This is a genomic window from Corynebacterium gallinarum (genome assembly GCF_014837045.1).
GTDB classification, from domain to species: Bacteria; Actinomycetota; Actinomycetes; order Mycobacteriales; family Mycobacteriaceae; genus Corynebacterium; species Corynebacterium gallinarum.
Genome location: NZ_JACSPR010000013.1, coordinates 1 through 20,180 on the forward strand (window position 1 = coordinate 1; position 20,180 = coordinate 20,180).

19 protein-coding genes are annotated in these 20,180 nt (G+C 65.0%); 18 read left to right on the top strand and 1 reads right to left on the bottom strand.

Going from position 1 to position 20,180, the window contains the following annotated elements; translation table 11 throughout:
- The first annotated feature begins 195 nt into the window (after positions 1 to 195).
- From H9627_RS13095 to H9627_RS13155, 13 genes are all read left to right on the top strand, one after another.
- The gene (locus tag H9627_RS13095) at positions 196 to 1,431 is read left to right on the top strand and encodes a tetratricopeptide repeat protein (RefSeq protein WP_191734477.1); all 1,236 of its coding nucleotides are present in this window, start codon (positions 196 to 198) and stop codon (positions 1,429 to 1,431) included.
- Between the two features lie 11 nt (positions 1,432 to 1,442).
- A complete protein-coding gene (locus H9627_RS13100) occupies positions 1,443 to 2,438 on the top strand; it encodes an HAD-IA family hydrolase (RefSeq protein WP_191734478.1) in 996 nt (331 codons plus the stop codon).
- Positions 2,435 to 2,623: a hypothetical protein gene (locus H9627_RS13105; RefSeq protein ID WP_191734479.1), complete on the top strand. Its 189-nt coding sequence runs from the start codon at positions 2,435 to 2,437 to the stop codon at positions 2,621 to 2,623. The genes H9627_RS13100 and H9627_RS13105 overlap by 4 nt, the downstream gene beginning before the upstream one ends.
- Positions 2,624 to 2,699: 76 nt before the next feature.
- On the top strand, positions 2,700 to 3,524 hold the full coding sequence (locus tag H9627_RS13110; protein WP_191734480.1) for a TlyA family RNA methyltransferase: 825 nt from the start codon (positions 2,700 to 2,702) through the stop codon (positions 3,522 to 3,524).
- Positions 3,521 to 4,477: an NAD kinase gene (locus tag H9627_RS13115; RefSeq protein ID WP_191734481.1), complete on the top strand. Its 957-nt coding sequence runs from the start codon at positions 3,521 to 3,523 to the stop codon at positions 4,475 to 4,477. Before H9627_RS13110 ends, H9627_RS13115 begins: the two co-directional genes overlap by 4 nt.
- 156 nt (positions 4,478 to 4,633) lie before the next feature.
- Positions 4,634 to 6,415, top strand: coding sequence for a DNA repair protein RecN (recN, locus tag H9627_RS13120; RefSeq protein WP_191734482.1), 1,782 nt, complete (start codon positions 4,634 to 4,636; stop codon positions 6,413 to 6,415).
- A gap of 73 nt (positions 6,416 to 6,488) precedes the next feature.
- Positions 6,489 to 7,682: a putative cytokinetic ring protein SteA gene (gene steA / locus H9627_RS13125; protein ID WP_191734528.1), complete on the top strand. Its 1,194-nt coding sequence runs from the start codon at positions 6,489 to 6,491 to the stop codon at positions 7,680 to 7,682.
- 18 nt (positions 7,683 to 7,700) lie between these two features.
- The gene (locus tag H9627_RS13130; protein ID WP_191734483.1) at positions 7,701 to 8,684 is read left to right on the top strand and encodes a copper transporter; all 984 of its coding nucleotides are present in this window, start codon (positions 7,701 to 7,703) and stop codon (positions 8,682 to 8,684) included.
- Positions 8,685 to 8,976: 292 nt separating this feature from the next.
- On the top strand, positions 8,977 to 10,653 hold the full coding sequence (locus tag H9627_RS13135) for a CTP synthase (protein ID WP_191734484.1): 1,677 nt from the start codon (positions 8,977 to 8,979) through the stop codon (positions 10,651 to 10,653).
- A 39-nt stretch (positions 10,654 to 10,692) separates the two neighbouring features.
- Positions 10,693 to 11,352, top strand: coding sequence for an NUDIX domain-containing protein (locus H9627_RS13140; RefSeq protein ID WP_191734485.1), 660 nt, complete (start codon positions 10,693 to 10,695; stop codon positions 11,350 to 11,352).
- Positions 11,349 to 12,263 carry a site-specific tyrosine recombinase XerD gene (gene xerD, locus H9627_RS13145; protein ID WP_191734486.1) on the top strand — a complete coding sequence of 305 codons (915 nt, stop codon included), beginning with the start codon at positions 11,349 to 11,351 and terminating at the stop codon, positions 12,261 to 12,263. The genes H9627_RS13140 and xerD overlap by 4 nt, the downstream gene beginning before the upstream one ends.
- A gap of 331 nt (positions 12,264 to 12,594) precedes the next feature.
- Positions 12,595 to 13,455, top strand: coding sequence for a ParA family protein (locus H9627_RS13150; RefSeq protein WP_191734529.1), 861 nt, complete (start codon positions 12,595 to 12,597; stop codon positions 13,453 to 13,455).
- Complete coding sequence (locus H9627_RS13155; RefSeq protein ID WP_191734487.1) at positions 13,433 to 14,257, top strand: segregation and condensation protein A; 825 nt, start codon at positions 13,433 to 13,435, stop codon at positions 14,255 to 14,257. Before H9627_RS13150 ends, H9627_RS13155 begins: the two co-directional genes overlap by 23 nt.
- 52 nt (positions 14,258 to 14,309) lie before the next feature.
- On the opposite strand, the gene H9627_RS13160 is transcribed toward H9627_RS13155, so the two are convergent.
- Positions 14,310 to 14,873 (bottom strand): GNAT family N-acetyltransferase, encoded by a 564-nt coding sequence (locus H9627_RS13160; RefSeq protein ID WP_191734488.1) that lies wholly within the window; start codon positions 14,871 to 14,873, stop codon positions 14,310 to 14,312.
- Positions 14,874 to 15,195: 322 nt separating this feature from the next.
- On the opposite strand from H9627_RS13160, the gene H9627_RS13165 reads away from it, so the two are divergent.
- From H9627_RS13165 to der, 5 genes are all read left to right on the top strand, one after another.
- Positions 15,196 to 16,053: a sulfurtransferase gene (locus H9627_RS13165; RefSeq protein WP_191734489.1), complete on the top strand. Its 858-nt coding sequence runs from the start codon at positions 15,196 to 15,198 to the stop codon at positions 16,051 to 16,053.
- A 15-nt stretch (positions 16,054 to 16,068) separates the two neighbouring features.
- Entirely contained in the window at positions 16,069 to 16,632 is a 564-nt protein-coding gene (gene scpB, locus H9627_RS13170) for an SMC-Scp complex subunit ScpB (RefSeq protein ID WP_191734490.1), read from the top strand.
- Positions 16,633 to 16,732: 100 nt separating this feature from the next.
- Positions 16,733 to 17,722 carry a pseudouridine synthase gene (locus tag H9627_RS13175; protein WP_191734491.1) on the top strand — a complete coding sequence of 330 codons (990 nt, stop codon included), beginning with the start codon at positions 16,733 to 16,735 and terminating at the stop codon, positions 17,720 to 17,722.
- Complete coding sequence (cmk, locus tag H9627_RS13180; RefSeq protein ID WP_191734492.1) at positions 17,719 to 18,429, top strand: (d)CMP kinase; 711 nt, start codon at positions 17,719 to 17,721, stop codon at positions 18,427 to 18,429. Before H9627_RS13175 ends, cmk begins: the two co-directional genes overlap by 4 nt.
- A 14-nt stretch (positions 18,430 to 18,443) precedes the next feature.
- Positions 18,444 to 20,087 (top strand): ribosome biogenesis GTPase Der, encoded by a 1,644-nt coding sequence (der, locus tag H9627_RS13185; protein ID WP_191734530.1) that lies wholly within the window; start codon positions 18,444 to 18,446, stop codon positions 20,085 to 20,087.
- Positions 20,088 to 20,180 lie beyond the last annotated feature (93 nt).

Sequence of the window (20,180 nt, forward strand, 5' to 3'; positions counted from 1 at the left end):
CTAAGCCTGGTTACGCTGATGGTACTGCACTCGGGAGGGTGTGGGAGAGTAGGTGACCGCCGACCAACAACTTAAAAGAGATAAAGAGAGAGTGTGGTTCAATGGTTGAGGAGAATTAAATCCTCCCATTGAACCACACTCTCTTTTTCGTTATACAATAGAGTTTTTTGAATCGTTCTCAGATGAAGGAACAGCATGGCAGACAACTACGATCGCAACCGTGATAATGACCGCACCGGCAATGGTGACCGTGCGCCCAGGGGTGGGCGTGACGGATACCGTGGCGATCGTAACGGCGACCGTAACAATGACCGGGGCGGATACCGGGGTGGATCTTCCGACTCACGGCAGGGCGGTCGAGACGGTGGTCGTGACAGCCGGGGTTCCTACGGACAGCGTCACAGTGACGGTACTCGTGGGGGTCAGAGTAGGGATGATCGCGGTGGCCGAAGTTTCGATCGGGGCGAGCGGAACGACCGCGGCGGTTACCGCAGTGATCGTGGTGACCGCACCGAGGATCGTCGTGGCGGTGACCGTTCCTATGGTCGCAGTGGGGGAACCGCCGGCGGCCGCGGTGGCGAAGGCGGGGAGCGTCGTTACGCAAAGCGTGATGACCGCGGCCGCGACGACCGTGGTGGCCGCCCCGGTGCCCCCTCACGTTCGCACGCCAACCGTGCCGGCGCTGGCCGGGATCAGGAGCGCGACAACCTCAACCCGCAGCGCGCTGGTTTCCGTGAGGAACGCCTGAACACCCGTCTCAATGAGCCGGATCTGCCGGGTGATCTTGACATCAAGGATCTCGACCCGATGGTGCTGCAGGACCTGCGGGTGCTGTCGAAGGACAATGCAGACGCCGTCGCAAAGCACATGATCATGGCTGCCACCTGGTTGGCCGATGATCCCAAACTCGCCCTGCGCCACGCACGGGCCGCGAAGGATCGTGCCGGTCGCATCTCCGTTGTCCGCGAGACCTGTGGCATCGCCGCCTACCATGCCGGTGAATGGAAGGAAGCTCTCTCCGAGCTGCGCGCTGCTCGTCGTATGTCCGGAGGTCCGGGACTCATCGCCGTCATGGCCGACTGTGAACGCGGTCTCGGGCGCCCGGAGAAGGCCATTGACCTGGCACGCACCGAGAATCTCAGTGATCTGGATGAGGATTCCCGGATCGAGCTCGCCATCGTTGTCGCCGGTGCCCGTCATGACCTCGGCCAGCATGAGTCCGCTGTCATTGAGCTCCAGCGCGTGAACCCGGATCAGAAGTCCACCGGTCTGACCGCCTCCCGTCTGTCCTACGCGTATGCGGACGCCCTCGTTCTCGCAGGTCGCGCGGATGAGGCCCGGGAATGGTTCCAGCATGCGGCCAGCATCGATGAGGACGGGTTCCTCGACGCTGAGGAGCGCCTCGCCCAGCTGGATGAGGGAACCAACTAGACTCATATTCCATGAGCATGATCACGGAGTACGACAGCCTCCTACTTGACCTGGACGGAACCATCTGGGAAGGGGGACGTGCCATTGATGATGCCGTGGATGCCATCATCGGCGCCGGCCTTCCCGTAGTGTATGTGACCAACAATGCGTCACGCGCACCCGGGGCGGTGGCTGAGCAACTCCGGGGAATAGGACTGGACTCCGCCACCTCGGGTGATGTGATGACCTCCGCCCAGGCTGCGGTCATCATGGCCTCGGAGAAGATCCCGGCCGGATCCCCGGTTTACATCCTCGGCACCGACTCCTTCCGTGATCTGGCCCGCGACGCGGGTTTCCAGGTCGCGGACTCCGCTGACGACCGTCCCGTTGCCGTCCTGCACGGTCACAACCCGGCCACCGGATGGGCTCAGCTGAGTGAGGCTGCGCTCTCCATCCACAATGGTGCCCTGTACTTCGCCTCCAATCTGGATACCACCCTGCCGATGGAACGCGGCCTGCATGTGGGTAACGGATCAATGGTGGCCGCCGTGGTCAGTGCCACCGGTGTCACACCCGAGGCCGCGGGTAAACCCGGCCCGGCCATGTTCTTCAAAGCTGCCGAGCAGCTCGCATCCGCCCGGCCCCTGGTGGTGGGGGATCGCCTCGACACCGATATCGCCGGTGGCAATGCCGCCGGGATGGACACCTTCCAGGTGCTCACCGGGGTCAGCGGACACTACGCCCTGCTCACAGCCGTCGCCGGCCAGCGCCCGGACTTCATCGCCGATACCCTGGCTGATCTCACCGCCGACCCTGATGCGCTCCGACCGGGACCACAGGGTGGGTTCACCGCCCAGGTGGAGGGTGAAGAGGTGGTTCTCGAGGGGGGAGATGATTCCTCAACCCCCACCCAGGCACTGCGCACCGTGTTGGCTGCCGCCTGGGCGGTGGAGGAAAGCGCGGTAACCGTCACACGCGTCCGGGCAGCATCCATGGCCGCAACCACCGCTCTGGAGGCCTGGTGGTGACCGACGGTTCCGCACCGATACCCCGTGACCCGCGGAATCCCCGGCCAGGAGAGACCGCACCTCCCGTCCCCGAGGCCATTGAGGCCCGCCTGCAGGAGATCCTCTCCCGCCACCCGGTAACCCTGGCGGAGGAGGCGGGCATCCTGGAGGAGGCCCACCGCCTGCTCCACGACGCACTGGCCTGAGTAGGCTTATCCTTTCTAGCTTCGTTTACATACCCCGTTTTACTCCCAGGACAACAGGAAAGAAGATCTCCATCCGATGGTCGCTCGCAGAAGGCTGGACGCGGAACTCGTTCGTCGTAAAATCGCCCGTTCACGTGAACACGCCGTGGAGATGATTCGTGACAGGCGGGTGTTCGTCCAGGGCATGCTCGCCCTCAAGCCTGCCACCGTTGTCGAACCGGAGGTGTCCATCCGGGTGGAGGATTCCGTCACCGAGGACTGGGCATCGCGTGGTGCGCACAAACTCATCGGCGCGCTGGAGGCCTTCGAACCCCGGGGGCTGGATGTCACGGGGCGTCGTGCACTGGATGCCGGTGCCTCCACGGGTGGTTTCACCGATGTGCTGCTGCGTCGTGGCGCTGCCGAAGTGGTGGCGGTCGACGTCGGTTACGGCCAGTTGATCTGGCGACTGCAAAACGATGACCGCGTGCGTGTGGTGGACCGCACCAATATCCGGTACATGACCCTGGAGGATACCGGTGGGCCATGCGATCTCATGGTCGGTGATCTGTCCTTCATCTCCCTGAAGCTGACCCTGCCCGCCATCGTGGCGTGTCTGAGCGAGGGGGCTGATCTGTTGCCGATGGTGAAACCCCAGTTCGAGGTGGGCAAGGACCGTCTGGGCAGTGGAGGTGTGGTTCGCTCGCCGGAGCTGCGGGCCGAGGTTACCCGGGAGGTCGCGGAATTCGCCCACACCCTGGGGCTGAGCCTGAAGGGTGTGGTCGCATCCCCGCTCCCGGGCCCATCCGGCAACGTAGAATATTTCTTATGGCTGGTCAAGGATCAGGGCGCATCAATGCCCGATCATGATGAGCTGGTGGCCATGGTCAACAAGGCAGTGGAGGAAGGTCCGCAACAATGACGGAGACAACCGAACGTATCGTCCTGCTGGTGCCGCACACGGGGCGTTCCTCCAATGTTGAATCAGCCGTCCTGGCGGCGGAACACCTCGACCAGGCCGGTATCACCGTGCGGGTTCTGGTCAATGAAGAGGATGATCCGATCAAGACCCACCCCGTGCTGGGCAGGTTTGAGCACGTCATCCACTCCCGGACCGCCGCCGAGGGGGCGGAGCTGGTGCTCGTGCTCGGTGGTGACGGCACGTTCCTGCGGGCTGCGGACCTGGCCCACGCCGTTGATCTTCCCGTGCTGGGCATCAACCTCGGCCATGTCGGTTTCCTCGCGGAGTGGGAGTCGGATTCCCTGGAGGACGCCGTCAAACGCGTCATCGACTGTGACTACCGGGTCGAGGACCGCATGACCCTCGATGTCATCGTCCGCGACAGCGACCTGGAGGTCATCGGCCGCGGATGGGCCCTCAACGAGGTCAGTGTGGAAAACCTCAACCGCCGTGGTGTGCTGGATGCCACCCTCGAGGTGGATTTCCGACCCGTCGCCTCCTTCGGGTGTGACGGGGTGCTGATCTCCACGCCGACGGGGTCCACCGCCTACGCCTTCTCGGCCGGCGGTCCGGTGTTGTGGCCTGAGCTCGACGCCATCCTCGTGGTACCCAATAACGCCCATGCATTGTTCACCAAACCCCTGGTGGTCAGCCCCAGATCCACGGTGGCCGTGGAATCCATGTCTGGTACCTCGCCGGCGATGGCCGTGATGGATGGTTTCCGGCCAATCCCGATGCCGCCGGGCTCCCGCGTGGAGATCGTCCGTGGTGAGCGCCCCGTGCGCTGGGTGCGCCTGGATTCCCTGCCGTTCACCGACCGGCTCGTGCACAAGCTGCGCCTGCCGGTGGTGGGATGGCGCGGGCCGGACAAGCAGAAAGAGCTTCTCGACGCCGAAACCCCCGACCAGCCCTGACACCCCCCGGTATAAGGTGTTTTCGAACAGACACGCCGCTTCGGATGTGTGTGCGAAACGCAAAGTTGCCTGGTCAGCAAAATGATTCGAAAATGTAGTAGAGAATTAGCAAAACTGTTCGCATGAAAACGGGGTTCCTGATGTAGAGTGACTGTCATGCTCGCAGACATCACCATCGAGAACCTCGGAGTCATCCCTACCGCCTCCGCGGAATTCAGTTCCGGTCTCACCGTCCTCACGGGTGAGACGGGTGCCGGAAAAACCATGGTCGTGACCGGTTTACGTCTTCTCTCCGGCGGTCGCGCCGACGCCTCCCGTGTGCGCAGCGGTGCACGCCAGGCTGTCGTGGAGGGCCGGTTCGTCACCGAGACCGCCCCATGCGACATCGTCGAACGTGCAACCGGAATCGTATCGAACGCCGGTGGGTGTGCCGATGAGAACGGGGAGTTCCTCGCTGTTCGATCGGTCAGTGCCAACGGGCGTTCGAAGGCCCACCTGGGGGGTCGCTCGGTCCCCGCGGCCACCCTCTCGGAATTCTCCGGGGAGCTCCTGACCATCCACGGTCAGAACGACCAGCTGCGTCTACTCTCCCCGGAACGCCAGCTCGATGCCCTCGACCGGTTCCTGCCCACCCTGTCCGGGTTGCGGAAGACCTACGGGGAGAAGTACACCACCTGGAAGGAGCTGTCCCGCGACCTGAAACAGCGGGTCTCCTCGCGCCGTGAGCTCGCCCAGGAGGTCGACCGACTCCAGTTCGCCATCAATGAGATCGATGCCGTGGATCCCACCCCGGGTGAGGATGTGGAGCTGCTCGCCCAAATCCGCCGTCTGCAGGATGTGGACACCCTGCGGGAGCAGGCCGCAACCGCCCTGGCCGCCATCGACGGGGCCGGTGCCCTCAACGAATCCATGGGAGGTGCGGCGGGTTTCGATGAGGAGCAGCATTCAGCCTCCGACCAGCTGGGCCAGGCGGAATCCGCCCTCAGTGGCAGCGAGGACCCCAAACTGCGTGAGGTCTCCGGCCTGCTCTCCGAGATCACCTCACTGCTCGGGGAGGTCTCCGCGGAACTGGGGGGTTTCCTCGCCGACCTGCCCGCCGATCCCCAGGCGCTCGATGAGATGCTCACCCGCCAGCAGCAACTGAAACTGCTGACCCGCAAATACGCCGGTGATATCAACGGTGTGCTGGACTGGCGTCGGAAGGCGCAGATCCGCCTGGAGAGCATCGACATCTCCTCCGAGGCGATCAACAAGCTCAAGGAGCAGGTACGCAAGGCCGAGGCCGGCATGATGCGTGCGGCCCGGAAACTGTCCAGCGCCCGCGCGGAGGCCGCCAAGGCCCTCTCTGCCACGGTTACCGAGGAGCTGCAGGGGTTGGCCATGCAGAAGGCCCGTTTCGTCGTGTCGCTCACCACCGTCGAGCCCGGCCCTGCCGGCATTGACGCGGTGGAGTTCCAGCTCGCGGCCAACGCGCTTGCGCAGCCGCGCCCACTGGCGTCCTCGGCCTCCGGTGGTGAACTCTCCCGCGTCATGCTCGCCCTGGAGGTCATCCTCGCGGCCGGCACCACCGGCACCACCCTGGTCTTCGACGAGGTCGATGCCGGTGTCGGTGGCCGCGCCGCCGTCGAGATCGGGCGTCGCCTGGCACGCCTGGCCAATGACAACCAGGTCATCGTGGTCACCCACCTGCCACAGGTCGCGGCCTATGCCGACACCCACCTGCACGTGGCCAAGGACGTCGGGGAGGGGGCGGTGACCTCGGGCGTGGAGAACCTCAGCCACGACCGTCGCATCGAGGAGCTGTCCCGGATGCTCGCCGGACTGGACGATACCGAGACCGGCCGCGCCCACGCCACGGAACTACTCGAGCGCGCCCAGCGCGAATGTGAGGATATCCGGATGGAACGTTCAGGTGAGCGCCTCGCGGTCAGCGCCTGACTGGGCCCTGCTCTCAACCTTACGAACGGTTTTTTGGCGCGTCTCCACCAAAGGTTGAGACTTTTGTTTCACAATAGGCCTCATGACTCTGTTCAACCGCAAAACTGACCTCCCTGGTCTGGTTGGGGCAACCCGGGCCTGCACGCCCCAGGGTAAGGGCATGAAGCGACTGTCCCAGGGGGATCTGGCCATCATCGATGCGCCGGATCTCGACCGGGCCTTCGCGCAACGCCTCCTCACCGCCCGCCCCGCCGCGGTCCTCAACGTGGCCCGGTTCACCACCGGTTCTGTGCCCAACTTCGGCCCCCAGCTGCTTCTCGACGCTGGTGTCACCCTCGTGGAGGGTTTCGACTCCGAGCTTCTGACCTCCATCAAAGAGGGCAAGAAGGGTCGTCTCACCGACGATGGCAAGCTGTTCTACGGGGAGCGTCTCATCGGTTCCGGAACGCCGGTGGCTGCCCAGGAGGCGGAACAGGCCTTCACCGAGGCGCAGCAGTCCCTGGTGGATCACATGGAGGCGTATTTCGGCAACACCATCCAGTTCATCCACTCCGAGGCCCCACTGCTCATCGACGGCATCGGTATCCCCAACCCGGGGACAGACCTCCAGGGCCGCAAGGTGCTTGTGGCCAGTCCCAGCAACAATCACCGCACCAAGCTGAAGGAACTGCGCAATTTCATCCGGGAGTACGATCCGGTTCTCATCGGTGTCGATGGGGCGGCCGACACGCTGGTGGAGCTGGGGTATAAACCCGCGCTCATCGTGGGGAATCCCACCGGCATCGGGGCTGATGCCCTGCGCAGTGGTGCCCATGTCATCCTGCCGGCCGAACCGGATGGGCATGCCGAGGGCCTGGAACGCATCCAGGATCTGGGCATCGGGGCCATGACCTTCCCGGCTGCGATCTCCTCGGCGACGGATCTCGCCCTGCTGCTCGCGGATTACCACCGCGCGGAGATGATCATCAATGTCGGTGCACCACTGGATCTCGATGCCGTGTTCGCCCGCGCGGACAACTCCGGTCCCGCCTCGCTGCTCACCCGCATGAAGGCGGGCACCAGGCTTGTCGACGCCGAGGTCATCACCAACCTCTACACCGTGCGGACCACCGGGGGACTCGCCTGGTTGTGGGCACTGCTGGGCATCCTGGTGGCGGCAGCCGTTGTCATCCTCATCGCCGGTACCTCGGGTGATGGTTCCTTCACCGATAATCTCATCGACACCTGGAACAGCTTCGCGCTGACGGTCCAGGGTTGGTTCAACTAGGAAGGGCGATCGCTCACCATGGCTCAATCACGTGGCAGAGGTGCCCTGTTCATCGCCGGCATCGCATTCGGTGTGGCGGCGGGTACCGCCTTCGGCACCTACGTCCTGGCCCCGAACCTCCCGGAGAACTCCGATCCCAATGCTCCGAGTTCAGCTGATCTCGCGGCCGCTGAGGAGACCGCTGCCGTCAACGGGGTCCAGGCGGAACAGGCGGATAGTATCATCGGGCACATCGTCGAGGATCTGGTGGCCGGACAGCTGCAGGACCGGCCCGTCCTGCTCATGCACACCACTGACGCGGAGCAGACCGACATCGACGATGTGGCCTGGCTGTTGCAACGTGCCGGTGCGGTCAATGCCGGCCGTATCCAGCTGGAAGAGGAGTTCTTCAACCAGGACAACGCGGATCAGCTCAAATCCATTGTGACCAACACGCTGCCCGCCGGTGCGCAGCTCTCGGAGACCCAGCTGGACCCGGGTACCCACGCGGGTGAGGCGCTGGGGTCCGGTCTCATGCTCAATCCGGAGTCCGGGGAGCCGCAGGCCTCCACGGCGGAGCGGGCGCTGCTGCTCGGTGCTCTGCGCGATACCGGGTACATCAGCTATGAGGACGGCACGATCCTGCCCGGTCAGGTGGTTGTCCTGGTCACCGGTGACAGTGATGGCACGGGGGAGTCCTCCTACGCTGCCGAGAGTCAGTCCCTGTTCGCCCGTGCACTTGACTCCCGTGGCTCCGGTGTGGTGGTGGCCGGCCGTATCCACGCCGCGGCTGACACCGGTGTGATCGGTCGCCTGCGTGCCAATCCGGATGCGGCGGCCAATGTCTCGACCGTGGATTCGGTGGGGCGCACGTGGGGCAAGATGGCCACGGTGCTGTCTGTCCGCGATGAGCTGGCGGGGCAGTCGGGTGCCTATGGTTCTGCGGCGTCCGCGGAGGCCGCCTCCCCGAAGCTCGACGGGGTCACCCCACCGCGGGTGGAGGACGAGGCCCCGGCCGAATAGGGCACGGCCCCCACCAACAGGCACACCGCCCATCCCCACCTTCGGGGGATGGGCGGTTTTCCTGCCTTGACATAGAATCTGTCAATCAATAGGCAGAAACCCGCGAAAACAACCTCTGAGCTGCGTATATATGAGTTTTTTGTTCCTGTGTTATGCTGTAAATCCGTAGGTTTGAAAAGCCGGAAACAGCGATACCGCCCTCCCCGTGACCTCCCTGCGGTACCCGTCCGCGCGCCGGCGATTTGAACATCCACACCCCGTTCAAGTTCACCAACCGGAAGGTCCACAGACCATGTCCACCTCGCGCACCACCAGCAACCAGCGGCACACCAAACACGTGTTTGTCACCGGGGGAGTCGTCTCCTCCCTGGGCAAGGGCCTGACCGCGGCCAGTCTCGGGCAGCTGCTCATCGCCCGCGGGCTCAACGTCACCATGCAGAAGCTGGATCCGTATCTCAATGTGGATCCCGGCACCATGAACCCCTTCGAACACGGAGAAGTGTTCGTCACCGAGGACGGCGCGGAAACCGACCTGGATCTGGGTCACTATGAACGCTTCCTCAACCGCAACCTCACCGCCAATGCCAATGTGACCACGGGCAAGGTTTACTCCACGGTCATCGCCCGGGAACGCCGGGGCGAGTACCTGGGGCGCACCGTGCAGGTCATCCCGCACATCACTGATGAGATTAAGGCGCGCATCCTCGCGATGGGCGAACCCGATCAGCACGGGGTGATTCCCGATGTGGTGATATCCGAGGTCGGTGGCACCGTGGGTGACATCGAATCCCAGCCGTTTCTCGAGGCCGCCCGCCAGGTCCGCCAGGAGATCGGACGGGAGAACTGCTTCTTCATCCACTGCTCGCTGGTGCCGTACCTGGCCACCTCGGGTGAGTTGAAGACAAAACCCACCCAGCACTCGGTTGCCGAGCTGCGTTCCATCGGCATCCTTCCCGATGCGCTCGTGCTGCGCTGTGACCGCGAGGTGCCGGAGGCCCTCAAGACCAAGATCGCCCTGATGTGTGATGTGGACACCGACGGCGTGGTGTCCTGCCCGGATTCCGAATCCATCTACACCATCCCCGAGACGCTCTACAACGAACACCTGGACACCTTCCTCATCCGTCGCCTCGACCTGCCGTTTAGGGATGTGGACTGGACCGGGTGGCGCGATCTGCTGGACCGCGTCCACCACCCGGAGGGGGAGATCACCGTCGGCATCGTCGGCAAGTACGTCGACCTGCCGGATGCCTACCTGTCGGTGGTGGAGGCCATCCGGGCGGCGGGGTATGCCCACCGCACCCGCACCAGGATCACGTGGATCACCTCGGATGACTGCACCACAACCAAGGGCGCGGCCACGGCACTGGGCGGGCTGGATGCCATCGTCATCCCCGGCGGGTTCGGCGCCCGCGGCATCGAGGGCAAGATCGCGGCGGTGACCTACGCACGTGAACACCGCATCCCGCTGCTGGGCCTGTGCCTGGGGCTACAGTGCGTGGTCATCGAGGCTGCCCGCCAGGCCGGGCTGGAGCAGGCCACCTCCACCGAGTTTGATCCCGGCGCGGCTCAGCCGGTCATCTCCACGATGGCTGAACAGCAGGCGGCGGTGTCCGGGCAGGCGGATCTGGGTGGCACCATGCGTCTGGGGGCCTACCCGGCGACCCTGGAGCAGGGGTCACTGGTCGCGGAGCTCTACGGCACCACGGACGTCTCCGAGCGCCACCGTCACCGCTATGAGGTCAACAATGCCTACCGCGCGCAGATCGGGGAGCGCTCCCCGTTGATCTTCTCCGGAACCTCACCGGACGGGCACCTGGTGGAGTTCGTCGAATATGACCGCGCGGTCCACCCGTTCCTGGTGGCCACCCAGGCGCACCCCGAGTACAAATCCCGGCCGACCCAGGCGCACCCGCTGTTCTCCGGACTGGTGGCCGCCGCCATCGCCGCCACCATCAACGCCGCCTGACCCCCTCGTGTCCACCCCTGCCTCTACAATGTGGGAACTATGACTACCGCAGGTACCCACGAGTTCACCGTCACCGATTCCGAGTTGCTCATCGAGTCCCCGATCCTGGCGGTCCGCAAGGACACGCTCATCATGCCGGGGGGCACCTCCTCCACCCGGGAGATCGTCGAGCATTTCGGCGCGGTGGCGGTCGTCGCCTTCGACGGTGAGAGGATTGCCCTGGTGCGTCAGTACCGCCACTGCGTGCAGGAGCGCCTGTGGGAACTGCCCGCGGGTCTGCTCGACATCGCCGATGAGGACGCACTCGTCGGTGCCCAACGTGAACTGCTCGAGGAGGCCGGCCTGGAGGCGGGGCAGTGGTCGGTGCTCACCGACCTGATCACCTCACCCGGGTTCTGTGATGAGGCGGTGCGCGTCTACCTCGCCCGTGACCTGACGCAGAGCGAGCGCCCGGAGGCCCAGGGCAATGAGGAGGCGGACATGACCATGGAATGGTTCCCGCTGACCCAGGCACGGGACATGATCTTTAACGGCGAGATCGCCAACTCGATCGCCATCGCCGGGATCCTGGCCGCCGATGCCGTCATCGCCGGACGCGTTGAGGCGCGGGGGACTAACGCACCGTTCCGGTACCGGCCGACGGCGCTGGCGGAGCGTCGCAAAGCAGACGGGATCGTGCCGGACATGAAGAAGCTGTGAGGGTCCGGGACCTCGCGCGCACCTGGTTGACGCATCTGGCGGTGGAACGCGGTCTGTCCAGCAACACGCTGAGCAGTTACCGCCGTGACATCGAGCGTTACTGCGACTGGCTGGAGGCCGCGCGCATCGGGGATATCTCCGAGATCGCCACCGCCACCGTCGAGGCGTATGTGATGGACCTGCGCCGTGGTGTCGATGGCCGCGCCCCGCTGTCGGCCTCCTCCGCCGGGCGCGCGCTCATCGTCGTGCGCGGACTGCACAAATTCGCCCTCGCCGAGGGGCTGGTGCGTGTCGACGTCGCCGCCGACGTCTCCCCACCGTCGACCGGCCGCCACCTGCCGGACACCCTCAGCGTCCACGAGGTGGAAACGCTTATCGACGCCATCCCCACCTCCGACATCGCCACGCCCGTCGACATCCGTGACCGCGCACTGCTCGAGGTCCTCTACGGCACCGGCGCGCGCATCTCGGAGGCGGTCGGCCTCATGGTCGATGATGTCACCCACACCCCGGAGGTCCTGCGGATCACGGGTAAGGGCTCGAAACAACGGATGGTGCCTTACGGGTCCATGGCGCGCGCCGCGGTGGATGACTACCTCGTGCGGGCACGACCTGCCCTGAGCAAGGGCAGAACCCCCGCGCTGTTTCTCAACCAACGCGGTGGACCGCTGTCGCGGCAGTCCGCCTGGGCAGCGCTGAAGAAGGCCGCCGGGCGCGCCGGGATAGCCAAGGACATCTCGCCACACACCCTGCGGCATTCCTTCGCCACCCATCTGCTGGAGGGCGGTGCCGATGTGCGGGTGGTGCAGGAGCTGCTGGGGCATTCCTCGGTGACCACCACACAGATCTACACCCATGTCACCGCGGAGAACCTCCGTCAGGTGTGGAGGTCGGCGCACCCCAGGGCCTGAGGTGTCGGTCAAGGGTGGGGTGCTGACTGCAGTGGCGCCACAAACAAGGAAACCGACAGCGCTCCCGGGTGGAGGGCTCGGACGGGCAGCCACTAGACATGAAGGGTCAAGTCTTAACTCTTGACATCTCCCCGATGTGTGACGGCTTCGGCGTGTGGGGTGCGGGGATCACGAAAGGGGCGATATCGTGCATGTAAGGTGGTCACCATGGTTAATGACAGGGTGGTGATTCGCCACCTGTCAGCACTGGAGAGGCCGGATATGATGCGGCGTGGGCCAGAGGTAGGGCACAGTAGTCAAGGAAGAAGGTTTGACTGTGAGTGATTCGGGGATGAATGGTGCTTCTGAGGGTGCAGTGGGCCTGACCGGTCGGCCCATACGTGAACTGCCCGAGCCCGCCCCCCTGGACAGGCACGGCCCGGCGACGATCATCGCCATGGCCAATCAGAAGGGTGGGGTGGGCAAGACCACCTCCACCATCAACCTGGGCGCCTGCCTCGCCGAGGCCGGCCGCAAGGTGCTGCTGGTCGACCTCGACCCCCAGGGTGCGCTCACCGCCGGCATTGGCGTGCACTATGAGGACGTGGATCTGACCATCTACGACGTGATGATAGACAACAACATCACCGTCCACCAGGCCATCCACCACACCGGTGTGCCGGGCCTGGATGTCATCCCCGCGAACATTGATCTCTCCGCCGCCGAGATCCAGCTGGTCAACGAGGTCGGTCGCGAACAGGTGCTCGCCCGTGCGCTGCGTCCGGTGATGAAGGACTATGACTTCATCATCCTCGACTGCCAGCCCTCCCTCGGACTGCTCACCGTCAATGCGCTCGCCTGCGCCCACGGCGTGCTCATCCCCATGGAATGCGAATACTTCTCCCTGCGTGGTCTGGCCCTGCTCAACGACACCGTGGAGAAGGTCGCCGACCGGCTCAACTTCGACCTGGAGATCCTCGGGATCCTGGTCACCATGTTCGACCGGCGCACCTCACATGCCCGCGAGGTGATGTCGCGCGTAGTGGAGGTCTTCGATGACAAGGTCTTCGACACCGTGATCACCCGCACCGTCCGCTTCCCGGAAACCTCCGTGGCCGGCGAGCCGATCATCACCTGGGCACCGTCCTCCCAGGGCGCTCAGCAGTACCGCAACCTGGCCAAGGAAGTCATTGCCCGCACCGCCAACCGATAACACTGAGGACGGTGGGGAAGGCAGTGGTTTCCGCGTCCGACTGTCCAACTTCGAGGGACCCTTCGATCTGCTGCTGCAGCTGATCACCAGGAAGAAACTCGATGTCACCGAGGTAGCACTGTCCGAGGTGACCGATGAGTTCATCGCCTACACCCGCACACTCGACCACGGCAGGGACCTGGATGAGGTCACCGAGTTCCTGGTGGTGGCCGCGACCCTGTTGGATCTCAAGACCGCGCGACTGCTGCCCCGGGGCCAGGTCACCGATGACGAGGACCTCGACCTGCTGGAGGTCCGCGACCTGCTGTTCGCGCGCCTGCTGCAGTACCGCGCCTACAAACAGGTCGCGGAGTTGTTCGCCCGGTGGCAGCGCGAGGCACGGAGGCGGTACCCACGGGCGGTGGCCCTGGAACCGCAGTTCGCCGACCTGCTGCCACCGGTCACCCTCGGTCACACCGCGGAGAGTTTCGGGGACCTGGCCGCGGTGGTGTTCAGGCCCCGGCCACCGAAGACGGTGTCCACCGACCACATCCACCAGGTGGCGGTCTCCGTCCCGGAGCAGGCGGGCCGGATCCTGGACACCCTCAGGCTCGCCGGTGTGGACCAGTTCCTGTCCTTCCACCGACTCACCCGTGACTGCACCGACTCCATGGAGGTCATCGGCCGGTTCCTCGCCCTGCTCGAGCTGTACAAGGCCCGCGCCGTGGAGACCGAACAGGCCGAACCGCTCGGTGACCTGCGCGTGGCCTGGACCGGTGTGGAGGTTGACCCCGCGGTGGTGGCCGCCCGCAACTGGGAATAACCCCGCGCGCGGCCCGGTCGGGGGCCACATGCGGGGTTGATGATGGTGGGGGCTAGGGGCGGTGGATGAGGAAGTTGAGGGTGTCCTCGTCCAGGTCCCGGTCGGCGTAGATACGCACATCGGGCTCCTCGGGGGCGTGCTCCGTGCCGACACGCCTGCCCTCCCACACCGGCTTCAGTCCGAGCTTCTCCAGAATGCGGAAGGATGCCGGGTGGTTGGTGGTCACGCGGGCGGTGAGGGGGAGTGTCGGGTCAATGCGCTTGATCGCAGTCAGTGCGGCGGTGGAGATCTCCGAGGCGTACCCGTTGCCCCAGAGATCAGGGCGCAGGCGGTATTTGAGGTCCCACACCTTCCCGTCGACAAGCTCGACCCCGCCGACCCCGACGAACTCGGAGGGGCGCTCGCGCAGGTAGACGCCCCACGGTCCGATGTCCTTCTGCTGCCAGCTGCTGTAGGTGCGCTTGATCAGCTCCCGGGTCTCCTTGGGATCGGTGTGGCGGGCCTGGGGACGGTGGCCCCACACCCGGTTGTCCGAGTAGATCTGGTGGGTTTCATCCTCAAGCTCCACGGTGAGGGGAACGAGGATCAGTCGGTCTGTGCGTGTGATGGTAGCCATGGAGGAATGGTAGACCATGAAACCACCCCAATGTGAAGCAAGTCACGAAATATATGAATCTGTGACCTGCATTGCCGGTGAAATCCCAGGTCGCTGGGTACTGTGCACCGCGGAAGGTGTCACTCGGGTACAGGGCGCGGGTGTGCCTGTCATCTCCCTGATCACCCCCACCGGCGGTGTCCGGGCCTCCAATAGCCAAGGTTGCAAACCCGAACTTGGCCGGATGGTCGCCGGGTAGTGGCGCCATGGACACCCGTCCACCCCCGGGAACCACACTCCCCGGTCCACATTCTCCCGGGTTCAACCGGTATGATCACTGGTTATGACTTCTGTTCAGGAATCCTCGAGTGAAACCGCCTACCCGGCCTTTCCCGCCGGTCCTGTCGTCTCCGTAGACTGGCTGGCCACACACCTCAGTGATGACAACCTGGTGGTGCTGTGCGCATCGATGGGGGACCCGGAGTTCTCCCGCGCCGCCGGCATCCCGGGTGCCTTCCTCGCCGATCTCGATGCGGACTTCTCCGATCAGAGCTCCCCGCTGCCCCACACCGTGCCCGCAGATGTGCAGAAGCTGCTCGAAGGGTACGGCATCAGCGATGACACCACCGTGGTGGTCTATGACCGACACGGCCTGATGGTCGCCCCGCGCGTGTGGTGGCTGCTGCGCATCGCGGGCCTGGACAACATCGGGGTGCTCAACGGCGGTCTGCTGGCCTGGACTGCGGCGGGACACCCCACCGGGCCACTGTCCACCCCGACCGGTGGTGGACGCATCACCGCAACGCCCAACCATGATCTCCTCGTCGGCATCGAGGGTGTGGAGAAGGCCCTGGCGCGGTCCAACAGGGTGGTCGTTGATGCCCGCAGCGCCAAGCGTTTCGCCGGTGTGGACCCCGAACCGCGTAAGGGACTGCAGCGCGGCCACATCCCGGGCAGCGTGAGCCTGCCGTTCACCGAGGTCGCCGATGAACAGGGTTTCCTGCGTCCCGTTGAGGAGCTGCAGGAGGTGTTCCGGGAGGTGACCGAGGGGGCCTCCTCACTGGTGTTCAGCTGCGGTTCGGGTGTCACCGCATGCGTGGATGCCTTCGCCGCGGTGGTTGCCGGGTGTGAGGATGTGGTGGTCTACGACGGTTCCTGGAGCCAGTGGGGCGATCCGGAGAACCAGCAGCCGATCGCCTGATCGGCCATCTCGACCATGACACACACCCCCGAGTTGCCCCTCATCTCCCAGGCACGCTCACGCATCGAATCAATCCTGCTGGTGGTGGACACCCCCGTCCCCGCGGCCACCCTGGCTGCGGTGGTCGGCATGGACACCGCCGGTGTGGAGGCGATCCTCACCGAGATCGCCGGGGAGTTCACCCGGCGGGGCAGCGGGTTTGATCTCCGGGAGGCCGACGGCGGGTGGCGCCTGTACACCCGCCCCGACAACGCCCCGGTCGTTGAGGCGCTACTTCTCGACGGCGCCCAGTCCCGCCTCTCCCGCGCCGCGCTGGAGACCCTGGCCGTGGTGGCCTACCGCCAGCCGGTGACCCGTTCGCAGATCTCGGCGGTGCGCGGTGTCAATGTCGACGGTGTCATGCGCACCCTGCAGATGCGCGGCCTGGTTGCGGAGGTGGATACCGAGCCCTCCACCGGCGCGCACCGGTATGTCACCACGGACCTGTTCCTGGAGCTCCTGGGCATCGACTCCCTTGACCGCCTGCCGGAACTGGCGCCACTGCTGCCAGACGTCGAGAGCATCGACGAGGCATTCTAGGCACGCGTCGTACCAGGGTAAGTGGCGTTCACCCCTGTTGATCCGGTAGGATGCCAGGGATTCAACTTCATACGCTTTACCTAGATTAAGGACACGTAACGTGACCCCACCCGCTCGCCGTGATGGCACACCGGACAAGAAGCAGCAGAGCAACCGCTCTACTGGCGGCTTCAGGTCCAAGTCCCGTGGTTACAAGCCCGGCTCTGTCAAACCGACCACCCGCCAGAACCAGCAGGCGCAGAAAAAGGATGAGATCCTCCTCTCCAACGCGAAACCTGCCAGAAAACAACACGTACAGAAAAACACCCAGAACGCAGGCGACGACTGGTCGCAGGGTTTCCTCAACCGCAATTCCGGTGAGGGCGTCCGTCTGCAGAAGGTGCTCGCACAGGCCGGTGTGGCTTCGCGTCGACACGCGGAGATCCTCATCGATAACGGCCGCGTCGAGGTCAACGGTGCGATCGTGACCACCCAGGGCACCCGCGTCAACCCCGACAGCGATGTCATCCGCGTCGATGGTGTGCGCATCAACATCAACGAGGATCTTGAGTACTTCGTGCTCAACAAGCCCCGTGGCATGCACTCGACCATGAGCGATGACCTCGGTCGTCCGTGTGTGGGCGACCTGGTCAGCGAGAAGACCGCCTCCGGTCAGCGCCTGTTCCACGTCGGCCGACTCGATGCCGACACCGAGGGCCTGCTCCTGCTCACCAATGACGGTGAGCTGGCCAACCGCCTCATGCACCCCAAGTACGAGGTCCGCAAGACCTACCTGGCCACCGTGCGCGGCGAGGCCGGCCCCACCCTGGTCACCACCCTGCGCAAGGGCATCGAGCTGGAGGACGGCCCGGCCAAGGCCGACTTCGTCCAGGTCATCGACACCTTCCAGGGCAAGTCCCTGATCCGTCTGGAGATCCACGAGGGCCGCAAGCACATCGTGCGCCGCATGCTCGATGAGGCCGGTTTCCCCGTCGAGCGTCTGGTGCGCACCAAGCTGCACACCGTCCAGCTCGGCGAGCAGAAGCCGGGTTCCCTGCGCGCCCTCAACTCCTCCGAGCTGGCCAGCCTGTACAAGGTGGTCGAGCTGTGACAGAGATTTCCAACATGCCTGACGGCGGTCTGATCATCGCCATCGACGGCCCCTCCGGCACGGGTAAATCCACCACCTCGCGTGCGCTGGCCACCCGACTCAACGCCAAGTACCTGGACACCGGTGCGATGTACCGCGTGGCCACCCTGCATGTGCTCAACCAGGGCATCGACCCGGACGACACCGAGGCCGTCATCACCGCCACCGCGACGCTGCCACTGGCTATCTCCGATGATCCGTCCTCCACCGAGGTGCTGCTCGCCGGGGTGGATGTGCAGACCGAGATCCGTGGTCCCGAGGTCACCTCACACGTGTCCGCGGTCTCCGCGATCCCCGAGGTGCGCGACAATCTGGTGAACCTGCAGCGCGCCCTGGCCGACCGTGCCCACCGCTGCGTGGTCGAGGGCCGTGACATCGGAACCGTCGTGCTTGTCGACGCCCCCGTCAAGGCCTACCTGACCGCCTCCCCGGAGGTACGCGCGCAGCGCCGTTACAACCAGGACACGGCAGCCGGCCGTGCCGCCGACTTCGACGAGGTGCTCGCGGCCGTCGTCAAGCGCGATGAGCTGGACTCCACCCGGGCAGCATCACCGCTGAAGCCGGCGGAGGACGCCCACATCATCGACACCTCCGCAATGACCATGGATGAGGTTTTGACCCATCTGATCCAGTTGACTGAAGCCTCCGCTGAAAGGAGCAACCAGTGATCGACAAGAAGAACATGCCGGGCGAAGAGGACGACACCGTCTTCGTCTACCACACCCCCAAGGGTGAAATGGATGTCGAGGGCGCCTTCGCCGACGAGGAGGAGCTCGCCCCCCACGGTGGCTGGGCCTCCAAGGACTTCGACCCCTCCGAATTCGGCTATGAGGAGTCCGATGACTCCGATGTCGCTGTCGATGATGACGACGACTACGACTTCGACGAGGACGATTTCGCCGCCCCCGACTTCGGTGAGGACTACACCGACGAGGAATGGGAGGAGATCGAACGCTCCCTGGGCATCGAACGCAGGGAACACCTCGAGGAGTCCCTATGCACCGTCGCCATCGTGGGCCGCCCCAACGTGGGCAAGTCCACGCTGGTCAACCGGTTCATCGGGCGCCGCGAGGCCGTCGTGGAGGATTTCCCCGGCGTCACCCGCGACCGCATCTCCTACATCTCCGACTGGGGTGGCCAGCGCTTCTGGGTGCAGGACACCGGCGGCTGGGATCCCAACGTCAAGGGCATCCACGCCTCCATCGCACACCAGGCTGAACTGGCCATGGCCAGCGCCGATGTCATCGTCTTCGTGGTCGACACCAAGGTCGGTGTCACCGAGACCGACGCCGTGATGGCCCACAAACTCAAGCGCGCCGACGTGCCGGTCATCCTGGTGGCCAACAAGTTCGACTCCGACTCCCAGTGGGCCGACATGGCCGAGTTCTACGCACTCGGCCTGGGCGATCCGTTCCCGGTCTCAGCACAGCACGGCCGTGGCGGCGCCGACGTCCTGGACAAGATCCTCGCGTCCTTCCCCGAGGAACCCCGCGCGAAGTCCATCGTCGAGGGACCACGCCGCGTGGCCCTGGTGGGCAAGCCGAACGTGGGCAAGTCCTCACTGCTGAACAAGTTCGCCGGTGAGGAACGCTCCGTGGTGGACAATGTCGCCGGAACCACCGTCGACCCGGTTGACACCATCATCCAGCTGGACCAGAAGATGTGGAAGTTCATCGACACCGCCGGTCTGCGCAAGAAGGTCAAAACGGCCACCGGGCATGAGTTCTACGCCTCCCTGCGCACCCGCAGCGTCATCGACTCCGCCGAGGTCTGCGTCCTGCTCATCGACTCCTCCGAGCCGATCACCGAACAGGACCAGCGCGTGCTGGCCATGATCACCGACGCCGGCAAGGCCCTGGTCGTCGCGTTCAACAAGTGGGACCTCATGGATGAGGACCGCCGCTGGGAACTCGACCGCGAACTGGATCTCCAGCTCGCCCACATCCCCTGGGCCAAGCGCATCAACATCTCCGCCAAGACCGGCCGCGCCCTGCAGCGCCTGGAACCGGCCATGATCGAGGCCCTGGAGAACTGGGACCGACGTGTCTCCACCGGCCAGCTCAACAACTGGCTGCGTGAGGCCATCGCCGCGAACCCACCACCCATGCGCGGCGGACGTCTGCCGCGTGTGCTGTTCGCCACCCAGGCATCCACCCGCCCACCGGTGATCGTGCTGTTCACCACCGGCTTCCTCGAGGCCGGTTACCGCCGCTACCTGGAGCGTAAGTTCCGTGAGCGCTTCGGTTTCAACGGCACCCCGGTCCGCATCGCGGTCCGCGTGCGTGAGCGCCGCGGCAAGGGTGCCAAGGGCAGCAAGAAGCAGTAGGCTGACCCGCCGGTGGTGATGAGACCCCGGGGGCTTCCATGAACCGGCGCGTTGATGAGCGCGCCGGGGATGGTGGTCTCCGGGGTCTTGTCA